The following is a 19969-nucleotide window of genomic DNA, read 5'->3' as shown; positions in this document are numbered from 1 at the left end:
ACAGATAACAGGTTAATAAGGCTGGTTATTTGTAACATAATCTAAAATTCTTTAGCGTGAGGAATTGTCAGATGAACGCTCATAAAATCGAAGTTATTTTAACTGAAGATGGAACTTTGAAATTGCAAGGTTTACCCTTTCATGCTGGCGAAGCTGTGGAAGTGATAATTTTGCCAGCTAAAACGCTACAAAATCAAGCCGATCCAAAATCCCAATCAGATAAAAATCTTTATCCTTTGCATGACACACAGCCATATCAGTATGATGACCCCACAGAACCTGTTGCTTTAGAAGATTGGGAAGTTTTGCAATGATTGTACTTGACACTCACATCTGGGTTTGGTGGGTACAAAACGATTCACGACTGACCGCAAAACACAGACAATGGTTACAAGATTATCAGAAATCAGGACTAGGAATCAGCATTCTTTCTTGTTGGGAAGTAGCAAAATTAGTTGAAAAAAATAGACTAATTCTGCCCTTATCTATTAATGAATGGTTAGAAGTTGCTTTGGCTTATCCTGGAGTACAGCTATTAGATTTGACTCTACCAATAGTTGTTGATTCAACTCAATTAAAAGGTTTTCATAGTGACCCATTTGACCAACTTATCGTAGCAACAGCCAGGTTTTATTATTGTCATTTATTAACTGTTGATGCAAAGATTCTTAATTATCCTGATGTCAAGACGCTCAAATAAGTAATAATTGCGCTTTGAAACTGTCAACAATCAAAATAATTATTCCTCACCTCACCATTAAGGCAAAATATAGGCTCTAATGATATTTACAAGCTTCTGGATAAAAAAGAATGTAGAGACGTTGTATACAACGTCTCTACAAAGATTAATCTAAGAGGGTGTTTGAAACGTCTAATTTATTACTCACCTTGGCGACTGTAAGTCGCGGCTACACATACAAAACCCGCCTGCGCGGGTTAAAAACCTTAATTTTGCGTTAGTCCGCGGAGGCGGACTTTGCTTGTGTAGTAGCGAATTATATTCGCCCAAAACTTTTCAAACATCCTCTAAGAAGAATATTTGAACTAACTAGCGATCGCCTCGGCTTTTTCCTCAGCTTTTTTATCTACCAATACATAAGGTTCTTCTGTCCCTTGTGCCAAATACGCAGCTACCTGGCTTTCAATTTGATCGCGGACAATTTGGCGATACTCTAGAAAATGCTCATTGTGAGCGCAGACAGAGATATAATGCTCTATAACTCCTGGGTTACGCTTGAGGATACTAAACAAGTGATGCCAGAATTTCCAGCGAGTTTCGCGTACAATACCTTGTCGCCAAATTACAATTAGTAACGCCTTCACAACTATCCATTCAGGCATTTTGGAAGGTGCTTTCCATTTTGGTAAACCCATCATTAAGAAACAGCGATAGGTACGATCCAAATAGTTAATTGGATCATATAAAGTGCAGAACGCTTCAATATATTCTCTGCCAATATCTTCTAGAGGACGGGTAGGAAGAAAATTCATCAACGTTGTTTGGTTAATGTTACCATCTTGATTTTCTCGCAGTCGTCCTTCTCTTTTCAAACGATGCCACAATGCTGTATTTGGTAAAGCTTGTAACATAGCGAAGGTAGTAGAGGGAATAGCGGCTTGTTCGGCAAATCTAACAATGCGATCGCCAGCACCTGCTTTTTCGCCATCAAACCCGATAATAAACCCAGCCATTGGCCGCAATCCAGCCTTAATAATTGTTTGCACTGCATCGGCTAGGGAACTGCGAGTATTTTGAAACTTCTTCGTTAATTGTAGACTATCTTCATCCGGGGTTTCAATTCCTAAGAACACCGCAGAGAAGCCAGACTCAACCATCAATTCCAGCATTTCTGGATCTTGTGCTAAATCTACAGAAGCTTCGGTATCAAAGCGGAAAGGATACTGATGTTCTTCCATCCAGACTTTCAACTCTTTCAGCAACAATTTCACATTGCGCTTGTTACCGATAAAATTGTCATCCACCATAAATACACCCCGCCGCCAACCCAATTCATACAGACAATCTAACTCTGCTAATAGTTGTGCAGGGGTTTTAGTGCGTGGCTTGCGTCCGTAGAGAACAATAATGTCACAAAATTCGCACTGGAAAGGACACCCGCGCGAAAACTGTACCGACATCATGTCATAAGCATTCAATTCTAATAAATCAAACCGGGGAATTGGCGTACCTGTGACATCTGGTTTTTCTGTGGCGCGGAAAACACCAGAAGTTTCACCCCGTTGAATCGCCGCAATAAACATGGGTAAGGTGATTTCCCCTTCATCGAGAATCAGGAAATCAGCACCGACATTTTCCACTTCATGAGGAACAGAAGTAGGATAAGGACCACCCACAGCAACTAACTTACCACGTCGTTTTGCTTCTTGAATTTGCCCTAATAAATCTTCCTTCTGGACAATCATAGCGGAAAGAATTACCACATCTGCCCATGCCCATTCTGCTTCTGTGATGGCGCGAATGTTGCGGTCAACCAGCTTGAACTCCCATTCTTGCGGCAGAATCGCCGCTACTGTGACTAAACCCAAAGGTGGTAACAGAACCTTGCGATCAACTAACTCTAGAATTTTCTCATAAGACCAAAAGGTTTTGGGAAATATTGGATATACCAGTAAGATTCGCATATAGTATTAATCCTCACACTATGATTGTTATCCCAACTTTAACCAAAATTAAGACTTATTGACTTTTTCTTAAATTTGCTTCAGTTTACCGTTATTTTTTTGACTTGGCAATTATACTACAGTGACCTGATAGCCAAGTTTTCTGTTCCAATTAAGAATCAAATTATTGCAGAGGATATTTGAAATTGGTGGCGATCGCATTCAGCTTCACCTAGCGATCGCTCACCCATAGCACATTATTTGACATTTTTGTTCAGAAAAATCAAATAGTTACAATAACTAATATCATTATTTGGTTGCAAAGAGCGTTATGGAACGCGAAGCTTTAACAATCCGTTTTCCTTCTGAATCTAACTGTAACCAAAATTAAGACTAATTGAGTTTTTTCGCAATTTGTCTGTTGTATGTAAAAATAGAAAAAGAATTTTATAGTTCAGGAGTCCCACAGTGCTGGCTCAATTAGATCGCATTACTGTTAATCCTAACGTTTGCCTTGGACAACCAACAATTCGGGGAATGCGTATCACTGTGGGCTTTATTCTGAAATTGCTGGCCAGCCACCTTTCGGTTCAAGAAGTTTTAGCAGCTTATCCCGAATTAGAGGATGAAGATATCCGACAGGCGCTTAACTACGCTGCTTGGACAGTTTCAGATAAAATTGTCGGTATTCCTTCGGCATGAATAACCTTCGCTTTCTTGCTGATGTGCATATTTCCCCTCTAACAGTTGCAGCTTTAAAATTGAAGGGCTATGACATTTTGCGGAGTACAGATTTGCTCCCTAACACTGCGGCTGATGTAGATATTTTGGAACTTGCAAGAGTTGAAGGTCGAGTTATTATCACCCAAGATTTAGATTTTTCGATGTTGATAGCTGTTGGTAAGTATAACCAACCAAGTTTGGTGACATTGCGGTTATCTTCTGCAAAACCTGATGTGATTACACAAAGATTGTTGGATGTTTTACCTCAGTTAGAGGAAGAACTTACTCAAGGTTCAGCCCTGACAATTGATGATAATTCTGTACGTATTCGTAAGCTGCCAATTCGTTGATAATTTGAAGATAATGCCTGTAATTGCCTATATAAATAGACTAAATATCCTGACAATTTGTGTCTAATATTTAGATAATGAGTATATCTGTAGGTATTTAATATAGGAATCCGGTTTGATTTTTGAAAAGATCCATAGTGGACTGACAAGCCTAAAACAGTGCATTAAACGTAGGTTGGGTTACGCGCAGCGCAACCCAACGCTGCCAATGATTTTGGGTTTCCTTACGTCAACCCAACCTACAATTTTTTGCATCATTTTAAGCTTGCCACGCCACTACAATCCTTGGATATTGAGGATATACAGAGATTTTATTGATATTGTCCAGTTATTATGGTACATATGGTTGAAATGTTTGTGATTGTTTCACTACTCTAAGTTTTGAAAGATCCTATTTAATAATTTCCACAATTATAAAATAATCGTAAGAGGCACGATGAATTGGATTAATCTATTATTGTTTATAATAAGTTTTGTATGGATATCCTACATGATAGGTATAGTTACGAATGCTATTCTTGCTATTGTGCGTATTGCTGAAGCACTAGAGAGAATTGATAGGAAACTTAATAAATTTGATCGAGACTGAACTCGTTGAGTATTAGAGGCGCAGAATAACCGAATCTCTTGATAAACTAGAGAAAACATCAGACTACCTGAGCAACTTGTCCTATGTTTGCTGAAACTTCCTCACGCTATGTTACCCGCAATCCTGAAATTTTAGGTGGAGAGCCAATTATTACAGGAACTCGTACATCTATCCGCGCTATTGTTGGTTTATGGCGATTGGGAATTATGCCAGAAGAAATCCTCAATCATTTACCTCATTTAACACTAGCACAAGTATTTGATGCCCTGAGTTTTTATCTTGACCATCAAGCAGAAATTAATGATTATATTGAACGAAATCAAGTGCCTCATGAATTGATACATTCTTCTGTAAAAAATACATTAGGCACAATATGACCATCTTTGCTGCACTTTATATAGATGAGGATATGTCCGCATTAGTCGCCACCCTTTTACGTTCTCGTGGTTTGGATGTGACAACCGTTCCTGAACAAGCAACCCTGGGAAAAACTGATCGTGAACAGCTAGAATTTGCAACTTCTCTATGTAGATGTCTCCTCACCCATAACCGAGTTGATTTTGAAAGATTGCATCTTCAATTTATAGAGGAAGAAAAACAGCATTTTGGAATTATCGTTGTTCCTCAGAAAAATGCTTATGAAATTGCACAACGGGTTGGCATTTTGGTAAGTACCTTAATGGCTGATGAAATTAAAAATCAGGTATTATATGCCTAATTCCTGTGAAAAGTTGAGATCATCCTCATAAGCATGAACATTCACCTTCAGCCTATTCTCACTCGCCTTAAACAAGAACTCACTGACTTGTAAGTTCGCATGGGCTAAACTAGAGGAGTGCGATCGCGCATCTTGAGAGAGATTATGGAGTTATTTTGAATGTCAGTCCTACTGGAAAGAATCACAATCAATCCCAAACAATGTGGTGGTCGTCCCTGCATTCGAGGTATGAGAATTAGAGTATCAGATATTTTAGATTTATTTGCGGCTGGACTCAGTGCAGAAGAAATATTAGCAGAAATGCCTGATCTTGAGGCTGATGACTTAAAAGCAGCACTTTCCTATGCTTCTCGTAAACTCAATCATCCAGTCCTAGTAGCATGACAATCTGGGTAGATGCACACCTATCACCAGCGATCGCAACTTGGATTACTGCTACCTTTGGTATTACAGCATTTGCTTGACGCGATCTGGGTTGAAGAGATGCGGAAGATCCTGAAATTTTCGAGGCGGCAAAATCTCAAGGTGTTATTTTTATCACTAAAGACAGTGACTTTATTGAACTGGTAGATCGTCTGGGAACACCACCGCAAATTATTTGGTTAACTTGTGGAAATACTTCCAATGCTAGATTACAAGAGATTTTAATAAAAACTCTCCCAAAGGCGTTAGAGCTTTTAAAATCAGGTGAAGATTTAGTTGAGATCAGTGGAGACTATTAGTTGAAAAATTTTTCGCTGATTTTGTATAAAAATAACCTCCTTTTATTTTACCGCTTTCACACCACTAATTTTTAAAACATCGCTCATAGTTGCACAGTAATTTGGTAAGCCCAAACTGGCGGGATTGACCACATTTTCATAACTAAAATGGCGATTGTTCATGCAGAATCTATCCCAAGCAGCCATTTGAATCCGAAAGACAGCAATAATTAAATTAGCTAATGCTATCGATAGAGGAATGCGGAAATAAATCTTTTTACCCAGATAGGCGCAGACTTCTTCCACTGCTTGATTAGCTGTTAACGCTTGTTGTCCCAAAATAAACTGGCGTGGTTCGTTTTCCTGGGGAGGAGAATCAATTAAATATTGTACAGCAGTGGCAATGTCTCGCCCGTGGATAAAATGAAAACTGCCATCTACCTGCAAACAGCGAATTAAATTAATATATTTAGTTACTTCTGGTATTCCCGATGTCAGATGAGAATAAGGTTTTTGATCGTCACCGCCTAAAACTAAAGTTGGGAAAACTTTCGTAATTTTCGGGGCTATTTCTAGTTGTGACATTTTTTGTAAACAATCATATTTGGAACGAATATAATCTGTGCCAATTTCCCCAGCTTCTTTGAGGGGTTGATTGTATCTATCCAAAACACTTGCTGTAGAAAAATAAATTACTTGTTCACAGCGCTGCGGATCTAGCATTTTAATTAATTCTAGAGTCTTGGAGACATTAATATCAAATGTCTGCTCACCACCCCAAGCCGTAGCCGTGAGGACTGCTGTATCAATTGTTGGGAGTAAATCAGCCAAAAGGTTAATTTTTTGCATATCACCCTGCAAAACGGTGATACCTGGACGCGCCTGAATATCAACTTGCAGTTTTTTCGGGTTTCGTACCAGTAAATATAACTCGTGATTAGTATTTTGAATTAAGGCTTCTGAGATGTAATGACCTACACAACCGCTTGCACCTGTCACTAAAATCCGTTTCTGATTCATAGTATTATTTAAAATAAATTAGTAATTAAAACTTAAGAGTTAAAAATTAAGTCAAAAGTTCCACTCTTAACTCTGTGTTCTCTGTGCCTCTGTGCCTCTGTGGTTAGATAATGGATTTTTAAACAATAGTTTCGTAGGGTGTATTATGCCACAGGCGATCGCACCATTTAAAATTTTCGGTGCGTTAGGACTAAAGTCCATAACACACCCTACGAGTTAAACGCCTACAGATTTGAGTTGTTTTGCAGTTTCAAAAAAGAAAGCCACATTTTCTTCTGGAGTTTCTGGTAGTACACCATGACCAAGATTGAGAATATGACCCCAATTACCAGCTTTATGCACTGTATCAAGAATGCGATCGCGGATAAAATCTTGAGAACCAAACAACACACCTGGATCAAGATTTCCCTGAACTTTGACGTGTTTACCTAATCTCGCTCGTGCTTCAGCCATATCCACAGCCCAATCCACAGTGACAATATCTGCACCAGATTTAGGCATTCTTTCTAGCACACCGGCACTACCGCTAACTAACAAAATTAACGGTGTATCGGGGTGAGTTTGTTTGACTTGCTGAAAAACTCTTTGCTGATAAGGCAGAGCAAAAGTGTCATAATCTTGGGGACTCAATTGACCAGCCCAAGAATCGAACATTTGCACAACTTGAGCGCCGCAGTCAATTTGATAGCGTGCATAAACAGCGATCGCATCAGCAAATTTACCTAATAGCTGATGTAAAATCGTCGGATCTGAGAACGCCATATTTTTAATCACGGAGTAGGTTTTAGAACCTTTACCCTCCACCGCATAAGCGGCTAAAGTCCACGGCGCACCCACAAAGCCTAAAACAGTTGACTGATTGCCTACTTCCTGGCGTAACGCTTGCAATATAGTTTTAATAAACGGTAGTGATGCTTCTGGTTCTAAAGGACGCAGACGATCAATTTGTTCTTGACTACGAAGGGGCGAGTTAATAATTGGGCCTTTACCTTCCGCAATGTCCATCTCAATGCCCAAACCAGGCAACGGGGTTACAATGTCGGAAAATAAAATCACTCCGTCTGGCGCGAATGCTCTCCAAGGTTGCAGGGAAACTTCTATAGCCACTTCGGGGATTTCCGAGCGATCGCGGAAAGAAGGATATTTTTCCCTTAAATCTCGATATGCTTTCATATATCGTCCCGCTTGTCGCATCATCCAGACGGGGGGACGATCTACTACTTCACCACGCGCAGCCCGAAGGAGATGAGGAGCCGTTAACGAAACACCCATTTAAAACTTCATCCTAAGTCATTATTTTTATGCCACTCCTTAGCTTATCATTCTGAGATTAAGCTTTTTCAGGAGGTAGGCCTCATAGAACAATAGTTAATGTTTTACTTAACTTCATATGCAAACTGACTCAAATAGCCCAACTCATGTTGGAGCTACCCCCCACTCAGGAAAATTGTTGATCCCGCGCTCCCACAGACAAAAGTTTTTTTTCCAGTTTACCTTAATGACTGTCTTGGGATGGGTTGTAGGTGGTATTGCTAGCATAGGTTTAGAGAAAAGCATCCTGGGCGGCCTACCTCCTGCTGATTCCTTTCATTGGGCGAAAATCCTCGGTAACATTGTGTTTGCGGTAGTTTTTGCCGCAGATCAAGCCCTTGTGCTGCGTCGTTATATCTCCGGTAGGCTATGGATACTGGCTACTAGTATAGGTTGGTTGATTGCCAATAGTGTGGCCATCGCCTGGATCAACTATATTTCCTCAATTGCCAATTCCTTTAATCAAGGCGTATCTCCTGAATTAGCCTTCATCTGGGGATTTTTGTCAACGTTTTCATACATTTTGACCGGAATTTGGCTAGGATTTTGCCAATGGTTAGCATTAAGGCGCTACGTAAAACAAGCGTGGCTCTGGATTTTCCTACCTTCTGTGTCCTTCTTCTTGATTAGTATTTTCGTTTGGTTGCTGTCTCTTGTGCAAGATTTAATTCCAGAAGTGAATCGCACTCCTATATTGTATTGGAGTGAACAAACATTTACGGCTATTATTCTCGGAGTGATACCAGCAATTGGCTTGTGTACCTTAAAAAGAAACTCTCATCGCCCAACTAAAAGTTCTAGTTCATCTACCCTTAGCAACAGCTAATTGCTTGATATTTACTATCGGTTAACAATTATGAATAAAGATAAAGTTTTACCAAAAATAGTCACGCCACCGATTGCGGAACAACAGCCAGAGGTTTTAGAATTGCATAGCGATCGCCGCATAGACAACTACTTTTGGATGAACGACCTAGAAAACCCGAAAGTTACCGCTTATCTGGAAGCTGAAAACGCCTACACAGCAGCAATGATGGAGCATACAGAAGCATTGCAAACCCAGATATACAACGAAATGCTGGCGCGAATCAAAGAAACAGATTTATCAGTTCCATTTCGGAAAGATGAATATTATTACTATTCCCGCACAGAAGAAGGCAAAGGTTATTCAATTCATTGTCGGAAAAAGGGGAGTTTAGAAGCTCCTGAAGAAGTGCTAATAGATGAAAACGAATTAGCTAAAGGGCACGATTTTTTTGAATTGGGTGTATTTGACGTTAGCCCCAATCATCAAATATTAGCTTATTCCTTTGATACTAGCGGTTCAGAACAATATACACTGTATTTTCTGGATTTGAATACACATCAGTTATATCCAGAAACAATTGCCGAAACTTATTTTTCCTTTGCTTGGGGTAACGATAATCAAACTGGATTTTACACCAAAATTGATGACGCTAATCGTCCTTACCAACTTCTCAAACACACATTAGCAACTTCCCCTCAAGAAGATGTGCTGATTTATGAAGAAAAAGATGATCTTTATCATTTATATGTTGGCAAAACCCGCAGCGAATCATATATATTGATGCTTTTGCAAAGTAGCATCACGACAGAAGTTCACTATTTGGATGCGAATCATCCCCAGAGTGACTTTCAAATAATTCACCCCCGAACTACAGGGGTAGAATATGATGTTGACCATCACAACGATAACTTCTACATTGTTACCAACGACGAAGCCACTAATTTTAAACTACTGAAAACGCCAGTAGCTTCGCCATTAAAAGAAAATTGGCAAACGATAATTCCCCACAGAGAAGATGTGCTGCTATTAGGGGTGAGCCTGTTTGCTAATCACTTAGTAATTTATGAAAGAAAAGGCGGCTTGCAAACTGCAAGGGTGCATAACCTATCCACAGGTGAAGAAAGTAATATTAGTTTTCCTGAACCAACTTATGAATTTGATGAAGGCAATAACCCAGAATTTAACACTAATATATTGCGCTTTCATTACACCTCTTTAATTACTCCCCATTCTGTGTTTGATTACAACATGGAAACAAATGAACGGGAATTGAAAAAACAAACAGAAGTATTAGGTGGCTACGATAAAACTCAATATCAGAGTGAATGGCTAATGGCTACTGCGACTGATGGCACAAAAGTTCCCATCTCTATTGTTTACAAACAAGGAATTAACAAAGATGGTAAAAATCCTTTGTTACTTACAGGATACGGTGCTTATGGGTCATCTTACCCAGCATCGTTTTCATCCACCAGATTAACACTATTAGACCGGGGAATAGTGTTTGCCATAGCTCATATTCGTGGCGGCGAAGAAATGGGGCGCAAGTGGTATGAAGAAGGCAAATTCTTACAGAAAAAGAATACCTTTACAGATTTTATCACCTGTACAGAATATTTAATTACTAAAGGTTGGACAGCAAGCGATCGCTTAGTAATTACTGGTGGAAGTGCAGGCGGTTTATTAATGGGTGCAGTAATGAATATGCGTCCTGATTTATTTAAAGCAGTAATCGCCAATGTCCCCTTTGTAGACGTAGTGACAACAATTTTAGATACCTCCCTACCCCTATCAGCAATAGAATGGGAAGAATGGGGAAATCCCAACGACAAAGTTTATTATGACTACATGAAATCTTACTCGCCCTACGATAATGTGGAAGCCAAAAATTACCCAGATTTATTAATCACTGCTGGTTTAAATGATTCTCGCGTCAAATATTGGGAACCCGCCAAATGGACAGCCAAACTCCGAGAAATCAAAACAGATAATCATATTTTGTTGCTCAAAACCAACATGGAAGGAGGACATAGTGGTGCATCTGGACGTTATGAAAGCTTGCGAGAATTAGCTTTTGAAGACGCTTTTATTCTCGATAGATTGGGTTTAGGAAATACTTAAATGCTAAAATAGTGCATGATGTTTTACTTGTGGAACAGGCATCTTGCCTGTTCTGCGAAGGCTAGGAAGCTTACTTATGTCCACTCATTGCCAGTATTTGTTTGATAATCAATACAGAAGCAATTGCCATCATGATTATCAATGTCACTCTACCACCAGGAACAAGTGGTTGATTAATACTATTTAACTGTGGTTCTTGACGTTGTTTCCAAGTCATTAATGCCGGAATTATCCCGCCTAAAACTGAAATACTAAAGGTTCCCGCAAAATCTAGGGCGCTAAAGAAAATGCTGGGATTAATTGCGCCCAAACTCATGGGAGGTAGCAGAATTAATGAATAAATTGGCAGACGGCTAGAAGGTTTACCCCGTACAACTGGGAACATATCTTGGAAGAAATCTAGCAACCCGTAGACAAAACCAATAAATGAAGTAGCGATCGCAAACTCTGAGAAAATAGATAATAAGATTCCCAACCATTCCCCAGCACCACCAGCCCGCAGTATTTGCAATGGGTCAAAATTACCTGTGCTTTGTATATCAGGACTAATACTGCCCAAAATTACCGCATTCCACAGCAGAAACATCATTAAAGGAATTAAAGAACCAATAATAATAGACTGGCGAATTTTGGGGATATCTCCTTCCAACTGAGTCACAACCACAGGGACAATATTATGGAAAAACAGCGCCACTAACATCACCGACACAGCACTCCCCAAGGCTGTCCAGTTGTGAGTCAAAAGTTGCACAGTCTTAACCTGTCCTCCTCCCAGCAACAATAGTCCCAGAAATGAAGTAATGACAATGGCGACAAAGGTGCTGTTGAGTTTCTCAAGGAATTTTTCTCGCCCCAGGTACATAATGCCACCAAATAGCAAAGTGAAGGCTATTGTCCCCACCCAAGCAGGCGGAATATTTTGAAGTCCCCACACCTGAGAAACCCCAGAGACTAAAATATTTCCTCCTTCAGTCATGTAAGCCACCAGCAAAGCATAGTGTAAAAACAAATACGCAGCGCCAGCAATACGCGCCCCCACAAACCCCAAAGTTCTTTCCACCATAGCTAACAAACCAACACTCAAACGCCCTTCTAGACGCATAGCATTGACACACACTTCTGCAAGCAACAGACCAGAAATCACAGTGTAGAGCCACACAGCAATTAACAACACTGTAGATGGTACAACGCCAGAAGGTAGAGTCACCGCAGGTAAAGCCAAAATACCAGCCCCAACCGTTGTTCCAGCAATTAGCGCCGTATTTCCCCACACACTACCCGGTTGATGACTTAACTTATTTTCAATGAGCAAGTCCTAAGTTGACAATTTCATAGACAAAACTATACTTATATTGACAAAAATCAATATATATTTTAGGAAAAAATCAACTACTTGATATATAATACGGTGATATCAAGTATTGAATTGAGACTATTGCCGACGCGAAAACCAAGCAATGATGGTGGTAGTCTTTTTCAGAAACTTAATTGGAACACAATCGCGTCTGGCTAAGGCGTGAAAGTCTACTGAGGGATAACTGCTCCCATGCTCCCGTTGAAGTAGAAAGTAAAGTCTAGTTTTGTCTAGGTTTTATATAGCAGAACATAATCGAGTAACTTCCTCTGAATGAGACTTGAAAACAGTTGTTGTAGGGGTCATACCGAGATAAGCGTCCGAACTGAATGCAGACTGTTAAGTTGTGTAACTAATTTTAGCAAAAACCTCAACGAACTGAATTAACAGTCAAATAAACGTCTGACCAAACCTTTGTAGAGACGTTGCATGCAACGTCTCTACATTCAGAAATATATAGACTTTCCATCATTTCTTTGTGAGGAACCGTGCCGAAATTCCTTCCTTCTTTTCTTCTTTTCTTTGTGTACTTTGCGCCCTTTGCGGTTCGTTCCTCCTTAAAAAAACAGCAAAATAGAAACTAGAAAAATCGCTCAGTAAACTCATAGATTAAATCAACCCGACCTTTCCTTAACATAGCCGAGTCTAAGCGTTCAGTAGTATTGCAAGTCATCAAAACCACTAACCTTTGCTGGAGTTGAATACCAGAATCATCAATGATACTTTGGTATAAAGTGCCATCCAACAAACTCAAAATATGTTCCGTTTTGTTATTATATTGTGCCACTTCAGAAGCCCGATTTTGGGCTAAATTATCAGCCTCATTGATGATAATGCAAATACGCTCTAAATAATTAGGCGGGACAAAATTAGCGATCGCATCGTGATCTAAAATAAAATTTACATACCCTAAAAGTACAATAACCTGCTTTGCTACTGCCTGTGTCCATACAGTTTTAACTCTAGCCGGGACACCATGTACCACAATAGCTAACTGATTCTGAGTCAGAATAGCTTGTTGTACTGTATCAGCAACGCCAAAAATCTACTGATAATTCTGTATCTTTAACTTTCAGAAAATAAGTAGTACTAGAGATACTATGGTGAATTAGAATTGTGATATCGAGTTATTATAAATTCGGCGAAAAATATTCTGTAATTTTGCGTATAATCAAGAAGTACTTGCTAAACCTATAGCTTTGAAGTTTTCTTTCACCTATGTTTGTGGCGTGGGTAAGAATCATCAAATAGGCAAAAGCAAAGCCTGAGCCAATCCTGGATTAGCTCTATTCTATCCTTGCGGGATGTCTCGGTTATTATCTCAAGCAAGACGTAAATCCCAATTCAATCTTCTGGAGAAGAGATGTATCTGGCACATTCATACATGAGTGGTGACAAGAAGCAAAACTCTCAGCAGCCTTTAATCTTGGTAGTAGAAGATCATGATGATAGTCTACTGCTGATTGGTTATGCCCTTGAGTCACTTGGCTGTAGATATATTTGTCAAAACGACAGTTCCACGACATTATTAGTGGCAAAAGACCATCAGCCAGACCTGATCATGTTAGATATTCTATTACCAGGTCTGAGCGGCACTGATATTGTGCATTATCTCAAACAAGAACCACTAACTGCCAAAATTCCAGTCATAGCAGTTACGGCTTTAGCTACTAGAGAGGATCGAGAACGCCTCCTTTCGGTGGGCTTTGATGACTATATCAGTAAACCTTACATGATCGAGGATCTAGAGGCAATAATTCGCAGCCTGCTACGTAGTAAGCTCAATTCTCCCTCGGTTCTGAAGAGTGCTGAGTGCTGAGTAATCAGAAGTAAATTAACCCAATGACAAATGACAAATGACAAATGACCAATGACAAATGACAAATGACTAATGACTAATGACCAATGACTAATGACAAATGACTAATGACTACTACATTTTGGTAGCGTCACTGTGAATACACTACCACGGCCTAGTTCCGATGTCAGTGTAATTGTGCCACCGTGTGCTGCGATAATTCGGCTCGATAGATGCAGACCTAAACCACTACCAGAGCGTTTATTTTTACCCTGGCGAAACCGCTCAAAAACAGTTGCTTGGTCTTCGGGCGCAATCCCATAACCTGTATCTATAACCTCAATTATTACACAATCTTGACCCTGAAAATTAGCTGATTTTTCGGAAATACAAACTTCTATCCCTCCTGTATCTGTAAACTTGATGGCGTTACCAATTAAGTTGTTAAATACCCGTCGCAGTTCTAGGGGATCGCCCATTACTACACCAGCGCTTTCTTGCTGTGGATCTAACTTACTCGTATCTATTTTGAGAGCCAAGTTTTTCTCACTAGCAAGAGGAGTAAGTTCGCCACTGACTTCTTGAATAATTTCTCGGAGATTGCACACGTCATCGTTTAAAGTCTTTTTACCTGCCTCGAAGCGATAGACTTCTAATAAGGTGTTTACCATCTGCATTAAATTTTTGTTACTGCGAATCATCACAGCGATCGCTTGTTTCATTTCTGGGGAAATTTTGCAGAAGGTTTCCTCAAGAAACAAACCCAGCATCCGATCAGCAGCGACTAGAGGAGTACGCAAATCATGAGTTAAACGCGAAACAAAGTCTTCGCGTTGGCGCGCCATCTTTTTTTGTTCATCCAGACTGTGTTTGAGGCGCAACAGCGATCGCACTCTGGCCAAAAGTTCATCAGTATCAAATGGTTTACGAATAAAATCATCTGCACCAGCATCCAACCCTTCCACCACACTGGATTGGTGAAAAGCAGTAATTAGCAGAATCGGAATATAGCTGGCATTAAATTGGGGATTTTTACGAATGCGCCGAGTCACTTCATAACCATCAATTCCTGGCATCATCACATCTAGTAAAATCAGATCAGGTGGAGATTTTTCAATTTGTTGCAAAGCTGTTAAACCATCTGCAACTAAGTCAATCTCATATCCCTCACTTTCTAGAATAGTTTGCACCAAAATGAGATTATCTCTAGTATCATCAACGGCGAGAATACGATCAATTTTCGGCTTTTCCACAACAGACATGGTTTATCAACAGTTTATAAGAATAATTTAGAGCTTGAGATTGGGAAAACTCATCGATGCTTTGTGAGATTTCGGCAAAGACTGATGAGGGTTTTGAACAGAGCAAAAAATATCGTGACCATCCAAATTTAAAACTGGGAGTTTACCCACTGTGCTTGGTAACGATAGTTGCCGTGGTATTTCAATTCTAAACATAGAACCTACCCCTAATTGACTTTCCAAAATAATTCTGCCCCCCATCATTTGCACCAAAGAATCTATAATTGCTAACCCTAGTCCTGTCCCCGGATATTTGCGCGTGATACTTTGATCCACTTGTCGGAAAGCTTCAAAAATATGTTTAAAATCTCTGGAAGCTATGCCAATACCTGTATCCCGAACGGCGATCGCCAATTGGTTTTGAGGAAGTTCTTTCACTTCAATCCAAATACAACCAGATTCAGTGAATTTAATCGCATTGGATAATAAATTGATTAAAATCTGGCGCACACGCACAGAATCATTAAATACCAAAGGTTGTTGCATATCAATATCGACTCGCAAAGACAGCTTTTTTGCTTCAGCCAGAGAACGCATTTGAGCAACGACGATATTAATAATTTTTGTTAAATCAAATAATTCCGGCTTTAACTCTAGTCGTCCTCCTTCCAGCTTAGAAAAATCCAGAACTTCATTTAACAACATCAATAAATTCTTACCATTATTTAATATGCGCTCCACCATATCTGTTTGCTGATGAGTCAGCTTACCGAACTTAGGGCGCAGCAATATTTGGGAAAACCCAATAATCGCATTCATCGGAGTCCGCAATTCATGAGACATAGTTGCCAAAAACTGCGATTTCAGCCGTGATGCTTCCAACAGCTTGAAGTTTTGTAACTGAATTTGTTGACGTTGTTGTTCTAATTCTTGATTCTTCCGAAGCAGCTGCTCGTTAGTTTCTCTGAGTTGCTGGTTTGCTAAAGCTGTCTGCATTTCAGCGCGGTGTATCCGAATAGCATGGCGTAAAACCTGCGCTAAAGTTTCTGAACACACCCTAGACTTAGAAAGATAGTCTGTAGCACCAGCTTTCATCAACTCAACAGCGATTTGTTCATCTTTTTGGGCGGTGAGGACTACTAAAGGAACTTTGATTTCCGCAGAACGTAGTCTTTGGATTAGTGCTAAACCGTCTTGATCTGGTAAACGATAATCAAGGAAAACACAATCATAAGTATTCGTTTTTAAAGTCGCCAGTGCTTCCCGTCCATCAGTCACCTCAGACAGTTCCATACACACACCTGCTTGAGTTAAGGATCGACGTACCGCCATCCGATCTACCTCATCATCGTCTACAACCAAAATTCTCAGCGTTTCTTTCATTGGTTTTTATTTTCGCTGTCAAATACAGGTTGATGTATAGCATCTCTATTTTCAAACTATCCCACTAAATAATTTTGATTTTTAGATGTGGTGTTCATCAACTTTTGCCCTCTACTCTATGGAGTTGAATTTTTATACTCAAATTCTCCAAAATCAGAATATTTCCCAATAGGGATGTGATTGACTCAAAAATTTTGTATAATACCCAATGTTTATTCACTAATGCCATACTTTTTCCTAAATTAGTGCAGGTTAAAGGATTAAAATATAGCCAGTAACTTGCAATTTTTAATTTTTTAGCCTCCATTTTGTTTTGCTCTTGCTTTGATTCGTGATCAAAACTACGGAATTTGTTGGCAATTTACTATCGCTGGTGGCTCAAGTAGAGGAAATTGACATAAAGTCACATAAAATACTTTGTTAACCCTCAAAACCATTGTAAATGAGTGTGCTAACGCCCGTCCTCAGTCATTAGTGAGAGTTACGTACCAAAATCATGTACCGTAAGCTTGAGCAGTTTTACTCACTGGGTTGCGGAGGGAAAGTTAAGCTGAAAGTATGGACAATTTCAGCAATATCATCCAAATTCATGATGCTTTGTGCTGTTTCCACAATTTTTTGGCCGGGCGCTAGGCTAAGGCCTGTATTTTTTTGGCGATCGCGAATTGACATAGTTAGAAAACTCACAAAAAGACACCGGGAGAATACTGTGGTCAGCATCTGCTATGGTCAATTAGTCTGATCTTCCCTGCTATAGAACTTTTAAATTGTTTTAATCTATTCATTTTTTAAATCTTTATTAAAGCTTTAGAATAGTATTAAATAAGGTTCTACTCCTGGAGACATGACAAAAATTATAACTCGTTTCAATATTCCATGTTTATTGGGAAAATGACGATATATCTTTAGCTAGATTTTTAACGAAATCTAGGGTGAAAAATCAGCAGGTTTACTATTTCTATCGACGGATGCCGGATTGTGAAAATATCATCTACCTTTGGTTTGGGAAAATAAGATAAACTGCTTAAAAAAGGTAATATTCCGCAAGATGCAATTATCAAGAGCAAGATAACAATGAATGAAATAAGCATTATTTTAATTGAAGATCATGATCTGACCAGAATGGGACTCAGAGCTGCCTTACAATCTCACAGCGCTCTCAAAGTCATTGGTGAGGCGGCAAATGCAACTCAAGGACTAAAACTTTTGGAAACGGCTAAACCAGATGTGGCAGTGGTAGATATTGGCTTACCTGACATGGATGGTATTGAACTCACCCGCAAGTTTAGACGCTATCAAGCCGAAACAGGGCAAACTGCCACAAAAATCCTGATTTTGACTATGGATCACACAGAAGATGCCGTACTGGCTGCTTTTGCCGCAGGTGCAGACTCTTATTACATGAAAGAAACCAGCATCAATAAATTAACCGAAGCCATACAAGCAACTCATGGCGGTAACTCTTGGATTGATCCAGCGATCGCCAATGTGGTACTACGGAAAATGCGCCAAGGTATTCCCGGAGAAACCCAAACTGCCGATAAGCACAAAACCGTCAAAATTGAAGCTTTAGCCAGTGAATACGAACAAGTCTTAGAAACCTATCCTCTAACTCAACGCGAACTGGAAATTTTAGAGTTAATTGTCGCTGGATGCAGCAATGGGCAAATTGCGGAAAAATTATACATCACAGTGGGTACAGTGAAAACTCATGTGCGTAATATCCTGAATAAACTCTGTGCTGATGACCGTACCCAAGCCGCCGTGCGGGCTTTACGTTCTGGTTTAGTTGGATAAAAATAAATGTGTTTTGATTAACACCACTTTTGACGTAAACAATCAGCAATTCTACGGGCTGCCCCTGGTTTACCCATGCGCCGGATGCCGTTTTCGGAAATTATTTGCAAAGTATTAGGATTTTGCCACAGCGATTGCACCACCAGGGGAACTTGTCCTGGATTGTCTACTAAAAATAGAGACGCGCCTAAAAGTCGGCTTTGAGCTTCGGCAAAAGCTGGGTTATATTGGGGACCATTACCGGGAATTGCGATCGCGGGTTTTCCTAAACCAACAAATTGTTCTGTTGCTGTCCCAGCCATTGCGATCGCTAAATCTCCCCAATAGAGACAATCATTATACCCTTGTTGTGTCAGGACAACATAACAGCTTCTTTGCCCAAATATCAACGCATCAGCATCAGCAATGGCAAGAGGAGATTCTGTATGGGTTTCCCAGCCTTGGGATTTCAGACTTGCGGATAAAATACCTTGGTCTAAACCAGGAGCGATCGCACCCAGAAATATCATATTTCCATAACTTTGTAAAATTCCATCACCGGCTAAGAAACTCGCCATCAATGCAGACACAGCAAGCATAATAATTTCCCAGTTAGCGTAAGCTTCCGGGGGACGGGAACCAGGTAATAAAGTGACCACTAATGGTTTAGCCACTTCTGGCTCATGGGCGGCGGAACTAGGAAATTTTGGTTTGGAAACCTTCGCTTCTAAATCATCCATCATCGGATTACCCAAATCAAAAGCCGGAATTGACCACTTTTGTAATATTTCCGTAGTCAACGCATCTCTAGGGAACACCGCCTGACAACGGCGACGACTCATCAACCACCGTTCCCAAGGATGATAAATTGAACCAGAAAAGTTTTCCCAACGTGCAGATTGGGATTTCCTCGGTAATAGTCCCACTTCATTCCGTACATAATATTCTGATTTTGCCGTCCCCACAAAAGCATAATTAGCACCACTAAAAGCAGCAAATAACAGAGGGACAATATCCCCAACAGCTAAAATAGCGCTCTTGTTACCTAATTTTTTTTGGGAACCCACCCAACCACGCACAGCTTGAATTTGATTCAGGGTAAGTTGCAACAAACCGCCACGTAAATCCCTGACTAATTCCCGTCCATCCATATAAATAAAGCCCCCAGAAGGCATAGTGCGGACTGAACCAATACAGGGAATACCTAACTTTTGGTAAGCACGCCCTTCACCCACCAAAGGTAATGCAAACATATCTGGGGGGTTTTCTTGTTGCTGGAATTTCTGCAAAATGCTGGTAGCAATCACATCTTCTCCATGACCATTGCTTAAAACCAGTAACTGCAAACCAGAAGTTGCTTCTAACGATAATGGGGAAATATTACTCATATAAATACTGTGAATGGGGAATAGGGATAAGAAACAAAATATGAAAATTAACTGTCTGTTTGAGTA

General features: G+C 39.9%; 19 protein-coding genes and 2 pseudogenes. 12 read left to right on the top strand and 9 right to left on the bottom strand.

Going from position 1 to position 19969, the window contains the following annotated elements; genetic code table 11:
* Nucleotides 1-71 precede the first annotated feature (71 nt).
* A complete protein-coding gene (locus NSP_RS15485; protein ID WP_006195059.1) occupies nucleotides 72-314 on the top strand; it encodes a hypothetical protein in 243 nt (80 codons plus the stop codon).
* Nucleotides 311-700, top strand: a complete 390-nt coding sequence (locus NSP_RS15480) for a type II toxin-antitoxin system VapC family toxin (RefSeq protein ID WP_006195060.1) — start codon at nucleotides 311-313, stop codon at nucleotides 698-700. The genes NSP_RS15485 and NSP_RS15480 overlap by 4 nt, the downstream gene beginning before the upstream one ends.
* Nucleotides 701-1044: 344 nt before the next feature.
* Here NSP_RS15480 and NSP_RS15475 read toward each other — a convergent pair whose 3' ends face one another.
* Nucleotides 1045-2643 (bottom strand): B12-binding domain-containing radical SAM protein, encoded by a 1599-nt coding sequence (locus NSP_RS15475; protein WP_006195061.1) that lies wholly within the window; start codon nucleotides 2641-2643, stop codon nucleotides 1045-1047.
* A 447-nt stretch (nucleotides 2644-3090) separates the two neighbouring features.
* On the opposite strand from NSP_RS15475, the gene NSP_RS15470 reads away from it, so the two are divergent.
* From NSP_RS15470 to NSP_RS26960, 6 genes and pseudogenes are all read left to right on the top strand, one after another.
* Entirely contained in the window at nucleotides 3091-3324 is a 234-nt protein-coding gene (locus tag NSP_RS15470) for a DUF433 domain-containing protein (RefSeq protein WP_006195062.1), read from the top strand.
* Entirely contained in the window at nucleotides 3321-3695 is a 375-nt protein-coding gene (locus tag NSP_RS15465; RefSeq protein ID WP_006195063.1) for a DUF5615 family PIN-like protein, read from the top strand. Before NSP_RS15470 ends, NSP_RS15465 begins: the two co-directional genes overlap by 4 nt.
* Nucleotides 3696-4367: 672 nt before the next feature.
* Nucleotides 4368-4661, top strand: a complete 294-nt coding sequence (locus tag NSP_RS15460; RefSeq protein ID WP_006195065.1) for a DUF433 domain-containing protein — start codon at nucleotides 4368-4370, stop codon at nucleotides 4659-4661.
* On the top strand, nucleotides 4658-5002 hold the full coding sequence (locus NSP_RS15455; RefSeq protein WP_006195066.1) for a DUF5615 family PIN-like protein: 345 nt from the start codon (nucleotides 4658-4660) through the stop codon (nucleotides 5000-5002). The genes NSP_RS15460 and NSP_RS15455 overlap by 4 nt, the downstream gene beginning before the upstream one ends.
* Nucleotides 5003-5161: 159 nt before the next feature.
* Nucleotides 5162-5386, top strand: coding sequence for a DUF433 domain-containing protein (locus NSP_RS15450; protein ID WP_006195067.1), 225 nt, complete (start codon nucleotides 5162-5164; stop codon nucleotides 5384-5386).
* Between the two features lie 110 nt (nucleotides 5387-5496).
* A pseudogene (locus NSP_RS26960) lies at nucleotides 5497-5724 on the top strand (DUF5615 family PIN-like protein); the annotation flags it as partial.
* A gap of 42 nt (nucleotides 5725-5766) precedes the next feature.
* Here the strand turns inward: NSP_RS26960 and NSP_RS15445 are convergent.
* Both NSP_RS15445 and hemE read right to left on the bottom strand, forming a co-directional pair.
* Entirely contained in the window at nucleotides 5767-6723 is a 957-nt protein-coding gene (locus NSP_RS15445) for an NAD-dependent epimerase/dehydratase family protein (protein ID WP_017804210.1), read from the bottom strand.
* Nucleotides 6724-6939: 216 nt separating this feature from the next.
* Nucleotides 6940-7995: a uroporphyrinogen decarboxylase gene (gene hemE, locus NSP_RS15440; RefSeq protein ID WP_006199076.1), complete on the bottom strand. Its 1056-nt coding sequence runs from the start codon at nucleotides 7993-7995 to the stop codon at nucleotides 6940-6942.
* A gap of 118 nt (nucleotides 7996-8113) precedes the next feature.
* On the opposite strand from hemE, the gene NSP_RS15435 reads away from it, so the two are divergent.
* Both NSP_RS15435 and NSP_RS15430 read left to right on the top strand, forming a co-directional pair.
* On the top strand, nucleotides 8114-8860 hold the full coding sequence (locus tag NSP_RS15435; RefSeq protein ID WP_006199077.1) for a hypothetical protein: 747 nt from the start codon (nucleotides 8114-8116) through the stop codon (nucleotides 8858-8860).
* A 30-nt stretch (nucleotides 8861-8890) separates the two neighbouring features.
* Entirely contained in the window at nucleotides 8891-10963 is a 2073-nt protein-coding gene (locus tag NSP_RS15430; RefSeq protein WP_006199078.1) for a S9 family peptidase, read from the top strand.
* A gap of 70 nt (nucleotides 10964-11033) precedes the next feature.
* Here NSP_RS15430 and NSP_RS15425 read toward each other — a convergent pair whose 3' ends face one another.
* Nucleotides 11034-12275, bottom strand: coding sequence for an amino acid permease (locus tag NSP_RS15425; protein ID WP_006199079.1), 1242 nt, complete (start codon nucleotides 12273-12275; stop codon nucleotides 11034-11036).
* A gap of 622 nt (nucleotides 12276-12897) precedes the next feature.
* A pseudogene (locus tag NSP_RS15420) lies at nucleotides 12898-13347 on the bottom strand (AAA family ATPase); the annotation flags it as partial.
* Between the two features lie 333 nt (nucleotides 13348-13680).
* Between NSP_RS15420 and NSP_RS15415 the strand changes: the two are divergent.
* Nucleotides 13681-14136, top strand: coding sequence for a response regulator (locus NSP_RS15415; protein ID WP_044482774.1), 456 nt, complete (start codon nucleotides 13681-13683; stop codon nucleotides 14134-14136).
* A 104-nt stretch (nucleotides 14137-14240) separates the two neighbouring features.
* Here NSP_RS15415 and NSP_RS15410 read toward each other — a convergent pair whose 3' ends face one another.
* The 3 genes from NSP_RS15410 to NSP_RS26025 all read right to left on the bottom strand — a co-directional run bounded on the left by NSP_RS15410 (nucleotide 14241) and on the right by NSP_RS26025 (nucleotide 17426).
* Nucleotides 14241-15377, bottom strand: a complete 1137-nt coding sequence (locus NSP_RS15410; RefSeq protein WP_006198613.1) for a hybrid sensor histidine kinase/response regulator — start codon at nucleotides 15375-15377, stop codon at nucleotides 14241-14243.
* 27 nt (nucleotides 15378-15404) lie between these two features.
* Entirely contained in the window at nucleotides 15405-16739 is a 1335-nt protein-coding gene (locus tag NSP_RS15405; RefSeq protein ID WP_006198614.1) for an ATP-binding response regulator, read from the bottom strand.
* A gap of 519 nt (nucleotides 16740-17258) precedes the next feature.
* Nucleotides 17259-17426 carry a hypothetical protein gene (locus NSP_RS26025; RefSeq protein WP_157133682.1) on the bottom strand — a complete coding sequence of 56 codons (168 nt, stop codon included), beginning with the start codon at nucleotides 17424-17426 and terminating at the stop codon, nucleotides 17259-17261.
* A 387-nt stretch (nucleotides 17427-17813) separates the two neighbouring features.
* On the opposite strand from NSP_RS26025, the gene NSP_RS15395 reads away from it, so the two are divergent.
* Nucleotides 17814-18536: a response regulator transcription factor gene (locus NSP_RS15395; protein WP_006198617.1), complete on the top strand. Its 723-nt coding sequence runs from the start codon at nucleotides 17814-17816 to the stop codon at nucleotides 18534-18536.
* A gap of 17 nt (nucleotides 18537-18553) precedes the next feature.
* Here NSP_RS15395 and NSP_RS15390 read toward each other — a convergent pair whose 3' ends face one another.
* Nucleotides 18554-19903 carry a lipid-A-disaccharide synthase-related protein gene (locus NSP_RS15390; protein ID WP_006198618.1) on the bottom strand — a complete coding sequence of 450 codons (1350 nt, stop codon included), beginning with the start codon at nucleotides 19901-19903 and terminating at the stop codon, nucleotides 18554-18556.
* Between the last annotated feature and the right edge of the window lie 66 nt (nucleotides 19904-19969).

Source organism: Nodularia spumigena CCY9414, from assembly GCF_000340565.2.
GTDB classification, from domain to species: domain Bacteria; phylum Cyanobacteriota; class Cyanobacteriia; order Cyanobacteriales; family Nostocaceae; genus Nodularia; species Nodularia spumigena.
Note: the sequence above shows the minus strand (reverse complement) of the source record. Positions and strands in the feature narration are given on the sequence as shown.